A 16,117-nucleotide genomic window follows, 5' to 3' on the forward strand; every position below is an offset into this window, starting at 1 on the left:
CTCAGTAAACAGCATCAGGAGTAAAACGTCACAAACCGCCAAAAAGGGGACAGGAAGTGACGTGATGTAATTTACCGGAGCCGGTCGGCAAAGGCGCCTCTGGTTCGACGGGGGAAAAGCTACCGTGCCGCACCGTCGTCGGTGTGACGTACGGTCGGTCCGGGGGCCGGTGAACACGAAGCTTTCACTCGCCAGGACGCCGAAGGAGGGGCCGGGGATGCGCGGCCGACGCCGATTCCGTACCGCCGTCGCCGTCGCGGCGGCAGGACTGCTGTGCGCGGGGACGCTCGCCGGCTGTACGGCCGGGGAGCCGGCGGCGAAGGCCCCCGCGGCGAGACCGGTGCCGAGGGCGACGCCCCTCTGGGACGTCTCCCCCGCCTCCGTCGCCGCCGTCGGCGACTCCGTCACCCGCGCCTTCGACGCCTGCTCGGTCCTCGCGGACTGCCCCGAGGTGTCGTGGGCGACCGGGACCGACGCGGCCGTGAACAGCCTGGCGCTGCGGCTGCTCGGCCCGTCGAAGGTGGCCACGCACAGCTGGAACCTGGCCCGGACGGGCGCCCGGATGGCGGAGCTGCCCGAGCAGATGGCGGGGGCGGCGGCGGAGAAGCCCGAGCTGGTGACGGTGATGATGGGCGCGAACGACGCCTGCCGGCCGACTCCCGGGGCGATGACCCCGGTCGCCGACTTCCGCGCCTCCTTCGAGGCGGCGCTGGCCCGGCTGCGGGCGGGCGCACCGAAGGCGCAGGTGTACGTGTCGAGCGTGCCGGACCTGAGGCACCTGTGGTCGACGGGGCGGGTCAGCCCGCTCGGCCTGCAGGTGTGGAAGCTGGGGATCTGCGGCTCGATGCTCGCGGACGCGGAGGACCTCGGCCCGGCGGCGGAGCGGCGGCGGGCCGAGGTGCGGGACCGGGTGGTGGCGTACAACCGGGTCCTGAAAGAGGTCTGCGCCGGGGACGCGCGCTGCCGGTACGACGGCGGGGCGGTCTTCGGCTTCCGCTTCGACGGCGGCCAGTTGAGCCCCTGGGACTGGTTCCATCCGAGCAAGGACGGGCAGGCGCGGCTCGCGGAGCTCGCGTACCGGCGGATCACGAAGGAGTGAGGGACCCCGGGGCGGTTGTCAGGTTCCGCCCCGGGGCCGGTCGGGGGACGTCCTGGATCAGACGTCGAGGGCGGTCGTCAGGCGGGCGTCCGTGAGGGAGTGGGCGGCGACGACCTCGTAGGCGCCGGTGACGAGGGTCCAGTCGCCCTTCTCCTCGTCCCAGATCTCGAAGGCGCGGCGGGGCAGCGCGATCCGGGCCTCGGCGGTCTCGCCGGGGCCGGCCTCGACGCTCGCGAAGCCGGCCAGCCAGCGGGCGGGGCGTTCCACCGTGTCGCCGGTGGGCGCCAGGTAGACCTGGACGACCTCGCGGCCGGTGCGGTCGCCGGTGTTGGTGAGCCGGACGGTGGCCGTGCCGCCGTCGCCGTCGGCGGGGACGGCGACCAGGGAGTCGTACGACCAGGTGGTGTAGCCGAGGCCGTGGCCGAAGGGGTACGCGGGGACGGCGCCGGCCCTGTCCCAGGCGCGGTAGCCGACGAAGACGCCCTCGGTGTAGTCGAGTTCGCCGTCGGTGGGGGTGACCTCGGTGACGGGGGCGTCGGCGAGGGCGACGGGCCAGGTGGTGGGGAGGCGGCCGCCGGGCTCCTCGGCGCCGGTGAGGACGTCGGCGAGGGCGGCGCCGCCCTCCTGGCCGGGGAACCAGCTGAGGAGGATCGCGGCCACGTCCTCGCGCCAGGGCAGTTCGACCGGGGAGCCGGCGTTGACGACGACGACGGTGTTCGGGTTGGCGGCGGCCACGGCCCGTACGAGGTCGTCCTGGCGGCCGGGGAGGGCGAGGTCCTTGCGGTCGAAGCCCTCGGACTCGACGCGCTCGGTGGTGGCGACGACCACGACGGCGGTGTCGGCGGCGCGGGCCGCTTCGACGGCTTCGGCGATCAGTTCGTCGGGGTCACGGCGCGGACCGAGGTGGACGAAGGAGAACATGACGGCCGGGAGCGGGGCCGCGAACTCCTTGTCGAGGGTGTGGAGGAGGGAGACCTCGACGGTCTCGCCGGCGGTGAGCGCGACCTTGGCGCGCTCGACCGGGGAGCCGAAGAAGGCCTCGAAGGGGTCGGTCTCGGGGCCCATGGCCTGGACGCCCTCGAAGACGGTCTCGCCCGCGACGGCGAGGGCGAAGGCGCCGAGGCCTCGGGTGCCGAAGGAGTGCTCGCCGGTCTCGCGCGGGGTGTAGGTGCCGACGACCTCGACGGAGGCGAGGGCCTCGTGGGTGACGCCGGCCGGCAGGTCGTCGCCGATCCACTGGACCTGGCCGTTGGGCAGGGAGCCCTCGCCGAGGAGCCGGCCCTCGGCGTCGCGGCAGCGGGCCCGCAGGGCGAATCCGGTCGAGACGGAGCCGGCGGGGGTGAGTTCCTCGCTGGGGTCGGCGCCGACGGTGAAGGTGAGGGCGCCGTCGGGGAGGGCTGCGGTGAGGCCGTCGAGCGGGGAGACGACGTGGTCGGGGAAGACCTGGGCGGAGCCGCCGCCGAGGACGCGGGCGTCGCGGGCGGCGGCGCCGGAGAGGGCGACGGTGCGGCCGGCCGCGAGGGGCAGCGCCGCGTCCTCGTTGCGCACGAGGACGAAGCCGCGGCGGGCGATCTCGCGGGCGAGGGCGTCGCCGTCGATCGGGGCCGGGGGTTCGGCGACGACCGGCGGGGCGCCTTCGAGGGCGCCGACGCGGGCGGCGAGCCGCAGCACGTTGCGCACGGCCGCGTCGACGGCGGCCTCCTCGACCTCGCCGGCGCGGACGGCGGCCGCGAGGGCCTCGCCGTACACGGTGACGGGGCCGGGCATGGCGACGTCGAGGCCGCCCTCGATGCCGCCGGTGGTGGAGCGGGCGGCCATCCAGTCGGAGACGTTGTAGCCGTCGAAGCCCCACTCGCCGCGCAGGACCTCGTTCACGAGGTACCGGTGCTCGGTCATCGTCACGCCGTTGACCCGGTTGTAGGCGGTCATGATGCCCCAGGGGTGGGCGTTCCTGACGATGGCCTCGAAGGGGGCGAGGTAGACCTCGCGGAGCGGGCGCGGGGCGACCTTGTTGTCGACGGTGAAGCGGTCGGTCTCGGCGTCGTTGGCGACGAAGTGCTTGACGGTGGTGCCGACGCCGCCGTCCTGGACGCCCTGGACGTAGCCGGTGCCGACGGCGCCGGTGAGGAAGGGGTCCTCGCTGTACGCCTCGAAGTGGCGGCCGCCGAGCGGGGTGCGGTGCAGGTTGACCGTGGGCGCGAGGAGGACGTGGACGCCCTTGCGACGGGCCTCCTGGGCGAGGAGGCGGCCGGCCCGGCGGGCGAGCGCGGGGTCCCAGGCGGCGGCGAGCGCGGTCGGGGACGGCAGGGCGACGGACGGGTCGTCGGCGGTCCAGCGGACGCCGCGGACGCCGATGGGGCCGTCGGACATGACCAGGGACTTCAGGCCGATCTCCGGCAGGGCGGGCAGGGACCACATGTCCTGGCCGCCGAGCAGCCGCGTCTTGCTGTCCAGGTCGAGCTTGCCGAGCGCCGTCTCGACGGCCGCGTTCCTCGCGGTCTCCGCGCTGTTCTCCGCCATGGCCGTACCTCCTCGTTGACGTACCGATGACCCCGATGCGCCCATCGTGCACCGACCTACCTGTAGATCGGTAGGTTACGTTACCTATCCGTTACTTCAACGGCGGGGCGAAGGGGTACCGTCCTGTCGGGACGAACCTGCGAGAGGAGGCCACGGCGATGGTGCGGGCCAGGAGCGAGGAGCGACGCGCGGACATCCTGCGCGCCGCCCTCGAAGTGATCGCCGAGCGCGGCTACCGGGGCGCCACCCTCGGCTCCGTCGCCGAGCGCGTCGGACTGACCCAGCAGGGGCTGCTGCACTACTTCCCGACGAAGGAGGCGCTGCTCGTCGCCGTCCTGGAGGAGCGCGACCGCTGGGACACCAGCGGCGGCCGGGACCGCGAGGGCTGGCGGCTCGACCTGCTGGAATCCCTCGTCGAGTACAACGCGATGCGGCCGGGGATCGTGCAGACCTTCTCCGCCCTGCTCGGCGAGAGCGTGACCGACGGCCACCCGGCCCGCGCCTTCTTCACCGATCGGTACGCGCAGGTCAGGGCCAACATGGCCGACGTCCTGCGGCTCGAGTTCGGCGACCGCCTCCCCGGCGGGCTCACCCCGGAGCGGGCGGCGCCGCTGCTCACCGCGGTCATGGACGGGCTCCAGTACCAGTGGCTCCTCGACCCCTGCGCGGTCGACATGCCGGGCGCCTTCCGGGACTTCCTGCGCCTGCTGCGCGGGGACGAGGACACTGCTTAGCGGGCCACCGCCGGGAGGACGCTCCCTAGCGGGCCACCGCCGCCAGGTCCTCGCCGAGCAGCGCCGGGTTCTTGGTGAGCGCGGCGTGGACGGCCTCCAGGACGGGCAGCTTCGCGAGGGCCGTCGCCAGGGCGACGTCCTTCGCGGCGAGGGCGACGGGGAAGTGGGAGCCGGTCGCGGTGGCGCGGCCGACGGCGCCCGCGAGGGGGCCCGCGCCGAGCGTGCGGAGCGCGAGGTCCCGGGGCAGGCCGAGGGCGCCGGCGAGCGCGAGGGCCTCGGCGACCAGGGCGACCCCGCCGATGGCCGCGTTGATGAGGACGAGCTTGAGGGCGGCGCCGGTCCCGGGCCCACCGCACGGGGTGGTCGCGCCGAGCCGGTCGAGGACGGCAGCGACGGGCGCGGTGTCGCCGCCCGCGAGGATCAGCAGCTCGCCGGAGGCGGCCCGGTCGACGCTGCCCATCACGGGCGCGTCGATCAGGGTGACCCCGGCGGGGAGCCGGGCGGCCAGGGCGCGGACGGTGTCCGGGCCGACCGTCGAGGTGTCGATCCAGTGGGTGCCGGGACGCAGCGCCGGGACCATCCCGTCCGCGACGGCGAGCGCGGCGGCCGGGTCCGCCAGCATCGTGACGACGACGTCGGCGTCCCGGACGGCCTCGGCGGGGCTCGCGGCCCGGACGGCGCCGTCGGCGACGAGGGCGTCGGCCTTGGCGGCCGTGCGGTTCCAGACGGTCAACGGGTGTCCGGCGTCGAGGAGTCGGCGGGCCATGGGGAGCCCCATGGACCCGAGGCCGAGGAAGGCGATCTTCTGCTGCGTGTTCTCCATGCCCTCGACGCTAGGTCCGCGTCCCGCATGCGACCAGCGAATGTCTAGCATGGCCGGCATGCCCGTCTCGCATGGCCTGTACGAAGCGTTCCTCGCCGTCGCCCGGGAGGGGTCCTTCACCGCCGCCGCCCGCGTCCTCGGCTACACCCAGTCCGCGGTCTCCCGCCAGGTCCAGGCCCTGGAGGACGAGACGGCCGCGGTGCTCTTCGAGCGCCTGCCGCGCGGGGTGCGGCTGACCGAGGCCGGCCGGGTGCTGCTGCCGCACGCCGAGGCCGTACGGGACCGGCTGGTCGCGGCGCGGGCCGAACTGGAGGCGCTGCGCACCCTGGAAGGCGGGCTGCTCCGGCTCGGCTCGTTCTCCAGCGCCAACGCGGCGCTCGTCCCCGGCGCGCAGGCCGTGTTCCGGGCGCGCCACCCGGGGGTGGCGGTCACCCGCACCGAGGGGCCGTCCGTGAAGCACCTGGGGCTGCTGGCCGCCGGGGAGCTGGACCTCGCGGTGGTCAGTCCGGCCGTCACCGCTCCCCCGCCGGAGGGCGTGGTCCTGCACCACCTGCTCGACGAGCCGATGCTGGTGGCCCTGGCGCGGGGGCACGCGCGCGCGGGGCGGCGGGCGGTGCGGCTGGCCGAACTCGCCGGGGAGGAGTGGATCGTCGGCAACGAGCGCCTGGAGGACACCCTCTTCCGTCCGGCGGTCGCCGCCGGGTTCCGGCCGCGCACGGGGCTGATCGCGCACGACTGGATCGCCAAGCTGGGCGCGGTGGCCGCCGGGCTCGGCGTCACGCTCGTCCCGGCGCTCGCGGCGGCGTCCGTGCGCAGGGACGTCACGCTCGTCCGGATCCATCCGGACGACGTCCCGTACCGCCGGATCCACGCGGCGGCCCCGCCGGTCCCCACGGCGGCGGCGACCGCGTTCCTGGAGGTGCTGCGGGAGACGGCGGAGGCGCTGCGGGGCTCCCCGGGGTTCCCGCGCGGCGGCCGGGCGGGATGATGGGGGCCATGATCGTCGCAGCCACCCAGTTCGCCCCGGTCGCCGGGGACATCGACGCCAACGTCCGTACGATCGCCGGCCTGGTCCGGGCCGCCGGGGCGGAGGGGGCCCGCGTGGTCGTCTTCGCGGAGCTCTGCCTGACGGGGTACGAGCCGTCCCTGATCCGGGACGCCCCCGGCCTCGTCCTCGCCGAGGACGATGCCCGCCTGGCGCCCGTCCGGGAGGCGTGCCGGGCCGCCGGTGCGGCGGCCGTGGTCAACGGGCCGGTGCGGAACGGCGGTTCACGGCCCGGTCTCGGCACGCTCGTCATCGGCCCGGACGGCTCGCTCCTCACCCGCTACGACAAGCGGAACCTGTACGGCGTGGAGGCCGAGGTGTTCGCGCCGGGCACCGCCGACGGCCGGTTCACGCTCGACGGGGTCCGGTTCGCGCTGGCCACCTGCTACGACAACCGGTTCCCCGAACTGGCCGGGCGCGCCGCCGCCGACGGCTGCACGGTGTACCTGGCGAGTTCGGTGCTGTCCGCCGACAACGACTCGTTCGAGGCGGTGTACCCGGTGCGGGCCCGCGACTTCGGCCTGTACGTGGTCCTCGGCAACGTCCTGGGGGCCAACGAGGACGGGGTCGGCGCAGGCCGGGCCGGCGCCTGGGGGCCGGACGGCGGGCGGATCGCGGACGCGGGCGACGCCGGTCCGGGCTTCGCGCTCGCCGAGGTCGGCTGACCGCCGGGGACCGGGACGCGCGAAGCCGGGCGGCCGTGGGACGTACGGCCGCCCGGCTCGTGGACGGCCGTCACGGAACCCCCGGTCCGCGACGGCGCCCCGGCCCCGTTACGGGGCGCTCAGGCCCAGCGTGTACGTACCGGAACCGCTGTACGCGTGGACCACGTACCGGTAGTAGCCCGCGGTGCCGTAGTAGCTGGTGTTCTCGTCGGCGGAGGCCGTGCCGCCGACCGCCACGTCAGCCCAGGCCGACCCGTTCCACTTCTGCAGGTACAGGTCGAAGTCGGCGCCGGCCGGGCCGCGGAGGCAGCCCGTGTGGGTGCCGGCGGTGGCGGAGTAGTAGTACGAGCCGTCCGGCTGCGCCTGGGCCTGGCCGGAGGTCAGGGTGCCCTGGTAGGTGTTCTCGGCGCCGGAGCAGCCGGTGGGCGGGGTCGTGGTGCCGACCGTCAGCTGGTACGTGACCGTGTGGGTGGCGGAGCCCGTGCCGGTGACGGTGATCGGGTAGGTGCCGTTGGCGGTGCCCGCCGCGACCTGGACGGTCATGGTGGACGAGGAGCCCGAGGTCACCGAGGTGGGGCTGAAGGAGACGGTGACGCCGCTCGGCGCGCCGCTCGCGGAGAGCTGGACGGTCTGCGCGCTGCCGCCGGTGGTGGAGGTGTTCACCGTGGAGGTGACGGAGGCGCCGGCCTGCACCGAGCCCGAGGACGGGTTCAGGGCGAGCGAGAAGTCCGGGGTGGTGGTGCCGCCGCAGTCGGTCTCACCGGACTGGGCCGGGACGCCGACCGCGTTCCAGGCCGCCTTCACCGCGTTGCACTCGACGCTGCCGTAGGTGTTCTTGGCGCTGGTCAGCGTCGCCTTGCGGGCGGCGAGGTGGTTCCAGGAGGAGGTCTTCATCAGCAGGGCGCCCATGAACACCTTGCCGGCCTTCTGGATGCCGATGCCGGTCACGGAGGACGGACCGCCGGAGCATATGGGGCTGCTGGGCTTGCCGCCGCCCGGGTTGGAGCCCTCGGCGAGCAGGTAGAACCAGTGGTTCTGCGGGCCGGCCGCCGCGTGCACCTCGGTGCCCGAGGTCAACTGCGGGTAGCAGTTGGGGTCGTTGCCGACGAGCGAGGGGTTGTACATGTTCCGGATCGGCTTGCCGTCGCCGAAGAAGTTGACCTTCTCGCCGACCGTGTAGTCCGGGGTGTCGTTCGGGTTGTTGGCGTAGTGCTCGGTGAGCGCGCCGAAGATGTCGCCCGTCGACTCGTTCATGCCGCCGTTCTCGTTGGACGAGCCGGCGGAGCCCGGGGTCCGGTCGAAGATCTCGTGGCCGTACTCGTGCGCCACGACGTCGATGCCGGTGAGCTGGTTGGAGCCGGTCTGGGCCCGCCCGTAGGTCGTCTTCGTGCCGTCGTAGTAGGCGTTGACCTCGTTGAGTCCGGCGCGGGCCGGGACCATGCCGCCCTGGCCGTTCTGGCCGTTGTAGCCGAACCACTCCTTGAGCATGGAGTGTTCCTTCTGCGCCGCGTACATGATGTCGACGCAGGCGGTCACCAGGTCGTTGGCGCCGTTGTTGCCCCACGGCGAGGAGCCCGTGTACGCGCTGCCGTTCTGGCCGCCGCACTTGAAGCCGCCGCGGCTGGTGTCGGTCATCGAGGAGGTGGCGGTGTCGATGGTGACGTTGCCGTTGTGGTAGCCGCGGCCGTCCGCGTGCAGGATCTTGTCGGTGGCGCGGGCGACGGCGCCGGTCCGCGCGTCGACGTAGGTGTCGAGGGAGCTGGGCGCGTCCTTCGCGGTCCGGCCGATGACCAGGGTGTGCCAGGTCAGCACGGCCTTGCCGCCCTTGAGGAGGACGGTCAGCTCGGGGGCGCTCGCGCTCTCGACCGACGCCAGCTGCGCGCGGGCGGTGGCGAGGGCGGCGTCGGCGGTGACCTTCGCCTTGGTGGAGAGCCTGATGGCCGGGGCGGGGGCGCCGGTGACCTCGCGGACCCTGCCGGTGCTGTCGGTGACGACGACCGCGTCGCCGCCGCCGACGACCGGGAGGCCGCGGTAGGTGCGCTCGTACGACGTGTAGTACAGGCCGTTCGCCCAGGGGGTGACGGACGTCCGGACGAGGTCCTCGTCGGCGCCGTGCCGCAGCTCGTCGAGGCCGCTCGCCGCGGCGCCGTCGGCGGCCGCGAGCGCGAGGGACTTGCCGTGACCCGGGGGTACGGGCTGCGCCTGCGGCACGGCGCTGGCGGTGCCGGCGAGGGCGGTCGCGAGGCTCGCCGACAGGGCCAGGGCGGCCACGGTCGCCGTGAGTCTGGTGGGGTGCAACGTCTGCTCCGATCAGGGTGGGGATCGAGGTGGGGGAGACGGATCGTCGCGCCGAGTATGGGCGTGGACATGGCCAGTTCGGGACATCTCACACGGCATAAGACGCGGGTTATGGTGCGCCCGCGCGGTGCTGCGTACGCTGCTGAAATGCAGCTGGAGTTGAGGCATCTAGAGGCCGTCTGCCGGATAGCGGAAGCGGGCAGTCTGGGGCGCGCGGCCGGGCGCCTCGGGGTCTCGCAGCCGGCCCTCTCGGCGCAGTTGCGCCGGATCGAGCGGGTCGCCGGCGGGGAGCTCTTCCTCCGCGGCCGGCACGGCGTGGAGCCCACGCCGCTGGGCGAGTTCGTCCTCTCCAAGGCGCGCCTGGTGCTCGGCGAGATGGACGCGCTGGCCGCCGGGGCCAGGGCCGTCGCCCCGCACACCCCGCTGCGCCTCGGCTGCATCCTGCTCGTCCTCGTCGACCGGTTGCTCGGGGAGCTGGAGCAGGTCATGGCGGGACTCGGCACCGGGCAGGACGTCTCGGTGAACGTGGAGCACTCGGCGACGACGCTGACCCGGCAGCTCGGCGCGGGACGCTACGACGCCGTCCTGTACGGGGAGGTCAACGACCACGAGGTGGCACTGCCCGAGGGGACCACGGCCCGGACGCTCGTCCCCAAGGAGCCGTTCTGCGTGCGGCTCTCGGCGGCCCACCCGCTGGCCGGGAAGGACCGGATCGCGCTGGCCGAACTGGCCGGCGAGTCCTGGATGACGCTGGTCGAGGACGACGACGGCGGCCCCGAGGCGCTGGTCGCCGCCTGCGCGAAGGCCGGCTTCACGCCCGTGCTGCGGCACCGGGTGGCCGACCGGCAGATGCACTACGGCCTGATCGCCGCCGGCCGGGCGGTCTCGATGAGCCAGCCGACGGCCCCGCATGCCGAGGGGACGGTGCTGCGCCCCCTGGAGGGCGACCCGGTCACCGGCCGGATCCGGCTGGCCTGGAACCGCACCGCGGTCCCGGCCCCGCACGCCGAGCTGATGTACCGGGCGGCGGCCCGCGCCTATCTGGCGAACGTCGACAACAACGCCTTCTACCGGGCCTGGTGGGACGCCCGCCCCGAGCTGCACCCGGTCCTCGAAGGCTGAGCCCCCGAGGACCGGGCGCGGTGCGGCGACTAGTCGTACGAGAGGTCGCCCGGCGCGTAACGGCAGGTGGTGCCGTCCGGGCCGGTGCCGATCTCCACGGGCTCCTTGCCGGTGCTGTTGCCGGTGAAGCGGGTGCAGGGCTTGGTCTTCTTCTTGGCGTCGCCGTGGATCCGGACGTTCCGCAGGGTCGCGGTGTCACCGTAGTTGGCGTTGACGCCGACGATCGACTTGCCGGGCGCGGTGACGTCCACGTCGTTGATCAGGATCGTCCGCTTGTACTGCTTCTTGCAGTTGCCGCAGGAGCGGACCAGCTTGCCGAAGTCGGCGACCTGGAACTTGGTGACGACCAGCTTGCCGGCGCCGTTGAACTGGAAGACCTTGTCGGAGGCGCCCTTCGCGCCGCCGCCGTAGACCGCGTACACCGAGGACGCCGAGGTGCCCTTGAAGGTGGCGGCGTCCTCGCCGACGTTCTCCCACCAGACGTTCTGGAGGGTGCAGCTGCCGAGGCAGTGGACCCCGTCGGCGGCCGGGGTGCCGATGACGACGTTCTTGAGGACGGCGCCGTCCTTGAGGACGAAGACCGGCTTCTGGCTCTCGCTCTGGCCGTCGGAGCCGAGCTCGCCGGTGCCGTAGAAGCGCTTGAGCTTGCCGTCGTAGGTGCCGGAGACCTCGATGGTGGTGGCGACCGGCTTGCTGCCCTTGGCCTCCGGCCAGGCGGCGACGGCACTCGCCGCGCCCGCCGGGGCGAGCAGGGTGCCGGCGACGATCGCCGTCCCGGTGACGGCGAGGGCGCTCAGGCCGCCGATGGCCGCGCGGCGGCGGCCCGTCTTCCGCTTGTGTGACGTCATGTGTTCCTTCTTCAGTGGGGGAGGTGGTGCACCCCCTGGTCGCCACCGGTCGAAGGAAGGTTGCCGCGTCCTTGATCCTTCTTCTCCGAGTCGTCGTCGGCCGTCTCGCCGCGCAGCTCGCGCACCATCAGCGTGGCGCCCGCGACGGCCCCCGGCATGAGGAAGACGGCGACGAACGGCACCAGGAAGGAGAGCGTCAGCGGTACGCCGAAACCGAGCGCCGCGAGCCTGCGCCCGCGCAGCATCCGCAGCCGCTCCTTGAGTTCGACGCCCCGGCGCTGGAGCGCCACGGCCGTCAGCTCCTCGGCGAGGAAGAACCCGGACACGCAGAAGCCGAGGACGGGCACGACGGTCTGGCCGACGACCGGGATGAAGCCGCAGGCGAAGAGCAGGACGCCGTAGAACGCGACCCGCAGCACGACCCGCAGGCTGTCCCGGGCGGAGATCCACAGCTCGCGCCAGAGCGGCAGCCCGGACTCGGGCACCTCGCCGCCCTCGCTGCGGTCGACCTGCTCGGAGAGGGACTCGTAGAAGGGCTGGCCGACGAGCAGCGTGACGGCGGTGAAGGTGATGACCGCGAGGAACAGCCCGAAGGTGAAGACGAGCGCCGTCAGGGTGCCGCGGAAGAGCCCGATCCAGGGCGAGGTCCAGTCGTCGGCGAACGGCGTCGCCCAGGCCGCCAGGTCGTCGGCGCCGTAACCGAGACCGACGAGCGCGCCCGCGTACAGGACGAGGGTCACCAGGCCGGGCAGCAGCCCGAACCCGAACCACCGGCCGTGCCGACCCACCCACTTCTGGCCCTGCAGCAAGTACTTGAAACCCACCCCGAAATCACGCATGGGGGTCACCCTATCGGTGCCCGCGGCACCTCTCCGGGCAGGTCAGCGGCCGGACGTACGGAAGGATTCCAGGGCCGTGTCGAGGTGCCGGCGGCCCTCCGACGCGCGGTCCACCGGGGCCGACGCCCACACGTCGTACAGCGTCCCGGCCTGCTCCCAGCAGACGTCGACGGTGTGCCGCGGCCCCTCGGCGCTGGTGAAGCCGTTCCACGTGAACTCCCAGCGGGCGGCGGGCAGCCCCTTGTGCCGCGTCTCCTCGACCGTGGCGTCGCGGTACCCCCGGTTCGTCCGCGGGCCGTCCGCGTCCGCGCTCCGCATCACCCCGATCGCCCCGCCGGCCGGGATCGCCCTGATCCGCACCCCGACCCAGACCGCCCCGTCCCCCGTCGTGTAGAACACCCGCTCCCCGTCGGTCGAGCGGCGCGCCCCGGCGGGAACGGCCAGCGTGAACCCGCGCTCGTCCTCGACGGTCGTGTACCCGGCGGGCGCGGGTCCGGGCGCGGGTCCGGTGGTGGTCGTCGGGGACGACGAGCCGGCCCGGGGGCCGTCCGCGCCCGTCGACGGGTCGTCCCGTCCCGCGAGCAGCACCGCCACCGTCACCGCCGCGACGGACGCGGCGACGGCCGCGACCACGAACGGCAGCGCGAGACCGCCCCGCCGGCCCGCCCCGGCCGCGCGTCCGGCCGCGGGGTCCATGAGCGCGTCGGGGTCCGTGAGCGCATCGGGGTCCGTACGCCCGCCGGGGTGGCCCGCCGCCCGAGGCGTCGAGGGCTGCCGCGGGGTGGCGGCCTGCCCGTGGGCGTACGCGGCCCGCCCCGGGTCGTACGCGGTCGGCCCGTGGTCGTGCGCGGCCGGCGGACGGACGGGCGTCGGGTCGTCGGGCCCTACGACCGGCGGGTGGACCGGGGTCGCGGCCTCGGGCCGTTCCGTCGAGGGGTGGACCGGCGTCGCGGTGTCGGGCCGTTCCGTCGAGGGGTGGACCGGCGTCGCGGTGTCGGGCCGTTCCGTCGGGGGGCGGACCGGGGTCGGGGCGTCGGCCGGGGCGTCGGCGGCCGCGCAGGCGGCGAGCATGCGGCGGGTTTCGGCGGCGCCCATACGGAGGGCCGGGTCGCGTTCGAGGAGGCCCCGGACGACCGGGACGAGCGGTCCCATCCGCTCGGACGGCCGGATCTCCTCGTACACGACGGCGTGCAGGACGGCGCCGATCGAGTCGCGGCGGAAGGGCGAGGTGCCCGTCGCCGCCGCGCAGAGGAGCGCGCCGAGCGACCACAGGTCGGAGGCCGGTCCGGCGTCGCCGCCCTGCATCCGCTCCGGCGCGGTGTACTCGGGGGTCCCGACGAAGACGCCGGTGCCGCTGAGCGTGGTGGCGCCGGGGAGGCTGGCGATGCCGAAGTCGGTGAGGACCGCCCGGCCGCTGCCCTTCTCCAGGAGGACGTTGGCCGGTTTCACGTCCCGGTGCAGCACGTCGAGGGCGTGCGCGGCGCCGAGCGCGTCGAGCAGGTCGAGGCCGAGGCGGGCGGTCTCCCGGAGGGACAGGACGCGGCCGGCCGCGAGCCGGTCGGCGAGCGAACCGCCGTCGACCAGCTCCATCACCAGCGCGGGCCGGCCCTCGTGCTCGACGACGTCGTGGACGACGATCACGTGGGGGTGCCGGATCCGGGCGACGACCCGCGCCTCCCGCAGGGCGCCCGCCGGGTCGGCCCCGTCGTCGAGCGCGAGGGTCTTGACCGCGACCTGGCGGCCGAGCAGTTCGTCGGTGGCCCGCCGGACGACGCCCGTGCCGCCCTGTCCGAGCCGCTCCCCCAGGCGGTACCGCCCGCCGATGAGCCCTTGGCCGGCCCGCTCCGGCCCGTTGTGCGACGACACTCGACTCCCCCGTCCGCTGGACACGGACATGATGCCGCAGACGCACCGCACGGGCACACGGCGAGGGCGGCGCCGCGAGCGGCGGAGGACGCGCCGCGGACGGCGGGAGAAAGCGGCGAGGGCCGCACCCCGGTCGGTCGGGGTGCGGCCCTCGCCCAGTGTGCGCCGCCGCGGGTCAGACCGCGAGCTCGACCGTGATGTTGCCGCGGGTCGCCTTGGAGTACGGGCAGACCTGGTGGGCCTTCTCGATCAGGCTCTTGGCGGTCTCGGCGTCCACGTTGGGGATGGTCGCCGAGATCTTGACGATGATGCCGAAGCCGTCGTCGTTCTTGCCGATGCCGACCTCGGCGGTGACCGTCGAGCCGGAGACGTCCGCGTTCTCGTTGCGGGCGACGACGCCGAGCGCGCCCTGGAAGCAGGCGCTGTAGCCGGCCGCGAAGAGCTGCTCGGGGTTGGTGCCGGCGCCGGAGCCGCCCATGGCCTTGGGCGGGTTGACGACGACGTCGAGCCGACCGTCGTCCGTGGCGACCCGACCGTCACGGCCGTTCTCGGCGGTGGCGACGGCGGTGTACAGGACGTCGGAGTGCTGGATGGACATGCCGGGGTACTTCCTTCTGCAGTTCGCCGCGACTCGCGCCCACGATCGCGACGGCTGAGGGAAGACTAACGGGTCACCGAGACGATCATCTTTCCGGTGTTGTCCCCGCGGAGGAGTCCGAGGAAGGCGTCCACGCCGTTCTCGATGCCCTCGACGAAGGTCTCGCGGTGCTTCAGCTCGCCGGAGGCGAGCCAGCCGCCGACCTCCTGGACGAACTGGTTCTGCAGGCCGTAGTGGTCGCCGACGAGGACGCCCTGGAGCCGCAGCCGCTTGCCGATGATCATCGCCATGTTCCGCGGGCCCGCGACCGGCTCGGTGTCGTTGTACTGGGCGATCATGCCGCAGATGGTGGCGCGGCCGTGCACGTTGAGCGAGGAGATCGCGGCTTCGAGGTGGTCGCCGCCGACGTTGTCGAAGTAGACGTCGATGCCGTCCGGGGCGGCCTCGCGGAGCTGGTCCTTGACGGGGCCGTTCTTGTAGTTGAAGGCGGCGTCGAAGCCGAGCTCCTCGACGAGGAACTTGACCTTCTCGTCGGAGCCGGCGGAGCCGATGACGCGGGAGGCGCCCCGGAGCTTCGCCATCTGGCCGACCTGGCTGCCGACGGCACCGGCCGCGCCGGAGACGAAGACGGCGTCGCCCTCCTTGAAGGAGGCGACCTCGAAGAGGCCCGCGTAGGCGGTGAGGCCGGTCATGCCGAGCACGCCCAGGTAGGCGGAGAGGGGCGCGAGCGCCGGGTCGACCTTGGTGGCGCCCTTGGCCGGGACGTCGGCGTACTCGCGCCAGCCGAGGCCGTGCAGGACGTGGTCGCCGACGGCGAAGCCCTCGGCGTTCGAGGCGACGACCTCGCCGACCGCGCCGCCGTCCATCGGGCGGTCCAGCTGGAAGGGCGGGATGTACGACTTCACGTCGTTCATCCTTCCGCGCATGTACGGGTCGACGGAGAAGTGCAGGTTGCGCACGAGGACGCGGCCCTCGGCGGGCTCGGCGACCGGGGTCTCGCGCAGCTCGAAGTCCGCGGGGACGGGCCAGCCGTGCGGACGGGCGACGAGGTGCCACTCACGGCTGGACGCGGGAAGTACGGACATGAGCACGGCCTCCAGAAAAGCTTTGGATCACAAAAGGTTCACTACCTCAAACAACCATGCGCCTAGATATTTCATGTTGTCAAGTATCTGGGTAGACTGAACCCCATGGCCACCTCACGCACGGACCCCCTCACCCTCGAAGTCGTCGAGCTGATCGGCACGGTCGTGGCGCGCTACTACGAGGAGTACGAGCAGGCGGCCGCGCAGCACGCGCTCACCGGCGCCCAGGCCCGCGTCCTCGGCCTGCTCTCCCTCGACCCGCTGCCGATGCGCCGCATCGCCCAGAAGCTGAAGTGCGAGCCCTCCAACATCACCGGGATCGTCGATCGCCTCGAAGCCCGCGGCCTGGTCGAACGCCACCCCGACCCCGACGACCGCCGCGTCAAGCTCGCCGTCCCCACCGCCGAGGGCCGCGACACCGCCCGCCGCCTCCGCGACTCCCTCGGCTTCGCCCGCGAACCCCTCGGCGAACTCTCCGAGACCGAGCGCACCCTGCTCCGCGACCTGCTCAGGCGCATGCTGGGCGAGGACCTCGCCTAATCCCTCAGCCCCTCACCCGGACCGCCCCTCCGGGA

The 16,117-nt window shown here is 73.8% G+C and carries 14 protein-coding genes; 6 read left to right on the forward strand and 8 right to left on the reverse strand.

Annotated features, from left to right (window positions below; genetic code table 11):
- Positions 1-217: 217 nt before the first annotated feature.
- Positions 218-1,099, forward strand: a complete 882-nt coding sequence (locus ACIQFX_RS10275; RefSeq protein WP_402460781.1) for an SGNH/GDSL hydrolase family protein — start codon at positions 218-220, stop codon at positions 1,097-1,099.
- A 57-nt stretch (positions 1,100-1,156) separates the two neighbouring features.
- On the opposite strand, the gene ACIQFX_RS10280 is transcribed toward ACIQFX_RS10275, so the two are convergent.
- On the reverse strand, positions 1,157-3,619 hold the full coding sequence (locus tag ACIQFX_RS10280; RefSeq protein ID WP_402460783.1) for a beta-glucosidase: 2,463 nt from the start codon (positions 3,617-3,619) through the stop codon (positions 1,157-1,159).
- A gap of 158 nt (positions 3,620-3,777) precedes the next feature.
- On the opposite strand from ACIQFX_RS10280, the gene ACIQFX_RS10285 reads away from it, so the two are divergent.
- On the forward strand, positions 3,778-4,353 hold the full coding sequence (locus tag ACIQFX_RS10285) for a TetR/AcrR family transcriptional regulator (RefSeq protein WP_402460785.1): 576 nt from the start codon (positions 3,778-3,780) through the stop codon (positions 4,351-4,353).
- Positions 4,354-4,378: 25 nt separating this feature from the next.
- On the opposite strand, the gene ACIQFX_RS10290 is transcribed toward ACIQFX_RS10285, so the two are convergent.
- On the reverse strand, positions 4,379-5,227 hold the full coding sequence (locus tag ACIQFX_RS10290; protein WP_402460787.1) for an NAD(P)-dependent oxidoreductase: 849 nt from the start codon (positions 5,225-5,227) through the stop codon (positions 4,379-4,381).
- On the opposite strand from ACIQFX_RS10290, the gene ACIQFX_RS10295 reads away from it, so the two are divergent.
- Together ACIQFX_RS10295 and ACIQFX_RS10300 are read left to right on the forward strand one after the other, a co-directional pair.
- Positions 5,226-6,164: a LysR family transcriptional regulator gene (locus tag ACIQFX_RS10295; protein ID WP_402460789.1), complete on the forward strand. Its 939-nt coding sequence runs from the start codon at positions 5,226-5,228 to the stop codon at positions 6,162-6,164. The two genes, ACIQFX_RS10290 and ACIQFX_RS10295, sit on opposite strands and share 2 nt — an antisense overlap.
- An 8-nt stretch (positions 6,165-6,172) precedes the next feature.
- Entirely contained in the window at positions 6,173-6,886 is a 714-nt protein-coding gene (locus tag ACIQFX_RS10300; protein ID WP_402460791.1) for a carbon-nitrogen hydrolase family protein, read from the forward strand.
- 108 nt (positions 6,887-6,994) lie between these two features.
- On the opposite strand, the gene ACIQFX_RS10305 is transcribed toward ACIQFX_RS10300, so the two are convergent.
- The gene (locus ACIQFX_RS10305) at positions 6,995-9,184 is read right to left on the reverse strand and encodes a M4 family metallopeptidase (RefSeq protein WP_402460792.1); all 2,190 of its coding nucleotides are present in this window, start codon (positions 9,182-9,184) and stop codon (positions 6,995-6,997) included.
- A gap of 147 nt (positions 9,185-9,331) precedes the next feature.
- Here ACIQFX_RS10305 and ACIQFX_RS10310 point away from each other — a divergent pair, with 147 nt between their 5' ends.
- Positions 9,332-10,306: a LysR family transcriptional regulator gene (locus ACIQFX_RS10310; protein WP_402460794.1), complete on the forward strand. Its 975-nt coding sequence runs from the start codon at positions 9,332-9,334 to the stop codon at positions 10,304-10,306.
- A gap of 29 nt (positions 10,307-10,335) precedes the next feature.
- On the opposite strand, the gene ACIQFX_RS10315 is transcribed toward ACIQFX_RS10310, so the two are convergent.
- The 5 genes from ACIQFX_RS10315 to ACIQFX_RS10335 form a co-directional block, all read right to left on the reverse strand.
- Positions 10,336-11,154 (reverse strand): pectate lyase, encoded by an 819-nt coding sequence (locus ACIQFX_RS10315; protein WP_402460795.1) that lies wholly within the window; start codon positions 11,152-11,154, stop codon positions 10,336-10,338.
- 11 nt (positions 11,155-11,165) lie between these two features.
- Complete coding sequence (locus ACIQFX_RS10320) at positions 11,166-11,993, reverse strand: EI24 domain-containing protein (protein ID WP_402460797.1); 828 nt, start codon at positions 11,991-11,993, stop codon at positions 11,166-11,168.
- 42 nt (positions 11,994-12,035) lie between these two features.
- A complete protein-coding gene (locus ACIQFX_RS10325) occupies positions 12,036-13,859 on the reverse strand; it encodes a protein kinase (RefSeq protein ID WP_402460799.1) in 1,824 nt (607 codons plus the stop codon).
- 175 nt (positions 13,860-14,034) lie between these two features.
- Positions 14,035-14,457 carry an organic hydroperoxide resistance protein gene (locus ACIQFX_RS10330; protein ID WP_402460800.1) on the reverse strand — a complete coding sequence of 141 codons (423 nt, stop codon included), beginning with the start codon at positions 14,455-14,457 and terminating at the stop codon, positions 14,035-14,037.
- 65 nt (positions 14,458-14,522) lie between these two features.
- Complete coding sequence (locus ACIQFX_RS10335; protein WP_402460802.1) at positions 14,523-15,542, reverse strand: NADP-dependent oxidoreductase; 1,020 nt, start codon at positions 15,540-15,542, stop codon at positions 14,523-14,525.
- A 105-nt stretch (positions 15,543-15,647) separates the two neighbouring features.
- Between ACIQFX_RS10335 and ACIQFX_RS10340 the strand changes: the two genes are divergently transcribed.
- Positions 15,648-16,082 (forward strand): MarR family winged helix-turn-helix transcriptional regulator, encoded by a 435-nt coding sequence (locus tag ACIQFX_RS10340; RefSeq protein WP_402460803.1) that lies wholly within the window; start codon positions 15,648-15,650, stop codon positions 16,080-16,082.
- Positions 16,083-16,117: the final 35 nt, after the last annotated feature.

It is taken from the genome of Streptomyces sp. NPDC093089 (assembly GCF_044754405.1).
Classification (GTDB): Bacteria; Actinomycetota; Actinomycetes; order Streptomycetales; family Streptomycetaceae; genus Streptomyces.

Coding starts and splice junctions, on each gene's coding strand:
- ACIQFX_RS10275 (WP_402460781.1), top strand. CDS start 218: ATGCGCGGCCGACGCCGATTCCGTACCGCCGTCGCCGTCGCGGCGGCA.
- ACIQFX_RS10280 (WP_402460783.1), bottom strand. CDS start 3,619: ATGGCGGAGAACAGCGCGGAGACCGCGAGGAACGCGGCCGTCGAGACG.
- ACIQFX_RS10285 (WP_402460785.1), top strand. CDS start 3,778: ATGGTGCGGGCCAGGAGCGAGGAGCGACGCGCGGACATCCTGCGCGCC.
- ACIQFX_RS10295 (WP_402460789.1), top strand. CDS start 5,226: ATGGCCGGCATGCCCGTCTCGCATGGCCTGTACGAAGCGTTCCTCGCC.
- ACIQFX_RS10290 (WP_402460787.1), bottom strand. CDS start 5,227: ATGCTAGACATTCGCTGGTCGCATGCGGGACGCGGACCTAGCGTCGAG.
- ACIQFX_RS10300 (WP_402460791.1), top strand. CDS start 6,173: ATGATCGTCGCAGCCACCCAGTTCGCCCCGGTCGCCGGGGACATCGAC.
- ACIQFX_RS10310 (WP_402460794.1), top strand. CDS start 9,332: ATGCAGCTGGAGTTGAGGCATCTAGAGGCCGTCTGCCGGATAGCGGAA.
- ACIQFX_RS10315 (WP_402460795.1), bottom strand. CDS start 11,154: ATGACGTCACACAAGCGGAAGACGGGCCGCCGCCGCGCGGCCATCGGC.
- ACIQFX_RS10320 (WP_402460797.1), bottom strand. CDS start 11,993: ATGCGTGATTTCGGGGTGGGTTTCAAGTACTTGCTGCAGGGCCAGAAG.
- ACIQFX_RS10330 (WP_402460800.1), bottom strand. CDS start 14,457: ATGTCCATCCAGCACTCCGACGTCCTGTACACCGCCGTCGCCACCGCC.
- ACIQFX_RS10335 (WP_402460802.1), bottom strand. CDS start 15,542: ATGTCCGTACTTCCCGCGTCCAGCCGTGAGTGGCACCTCGTCGCCCGT.
- ACIQFX_RS10340 (WP_402460803.1), top strand. CDS start 15,648: ATGGCCACCTCACGCACGGACCCCCTCACCCTCGAAGTCGTCGAGCTG.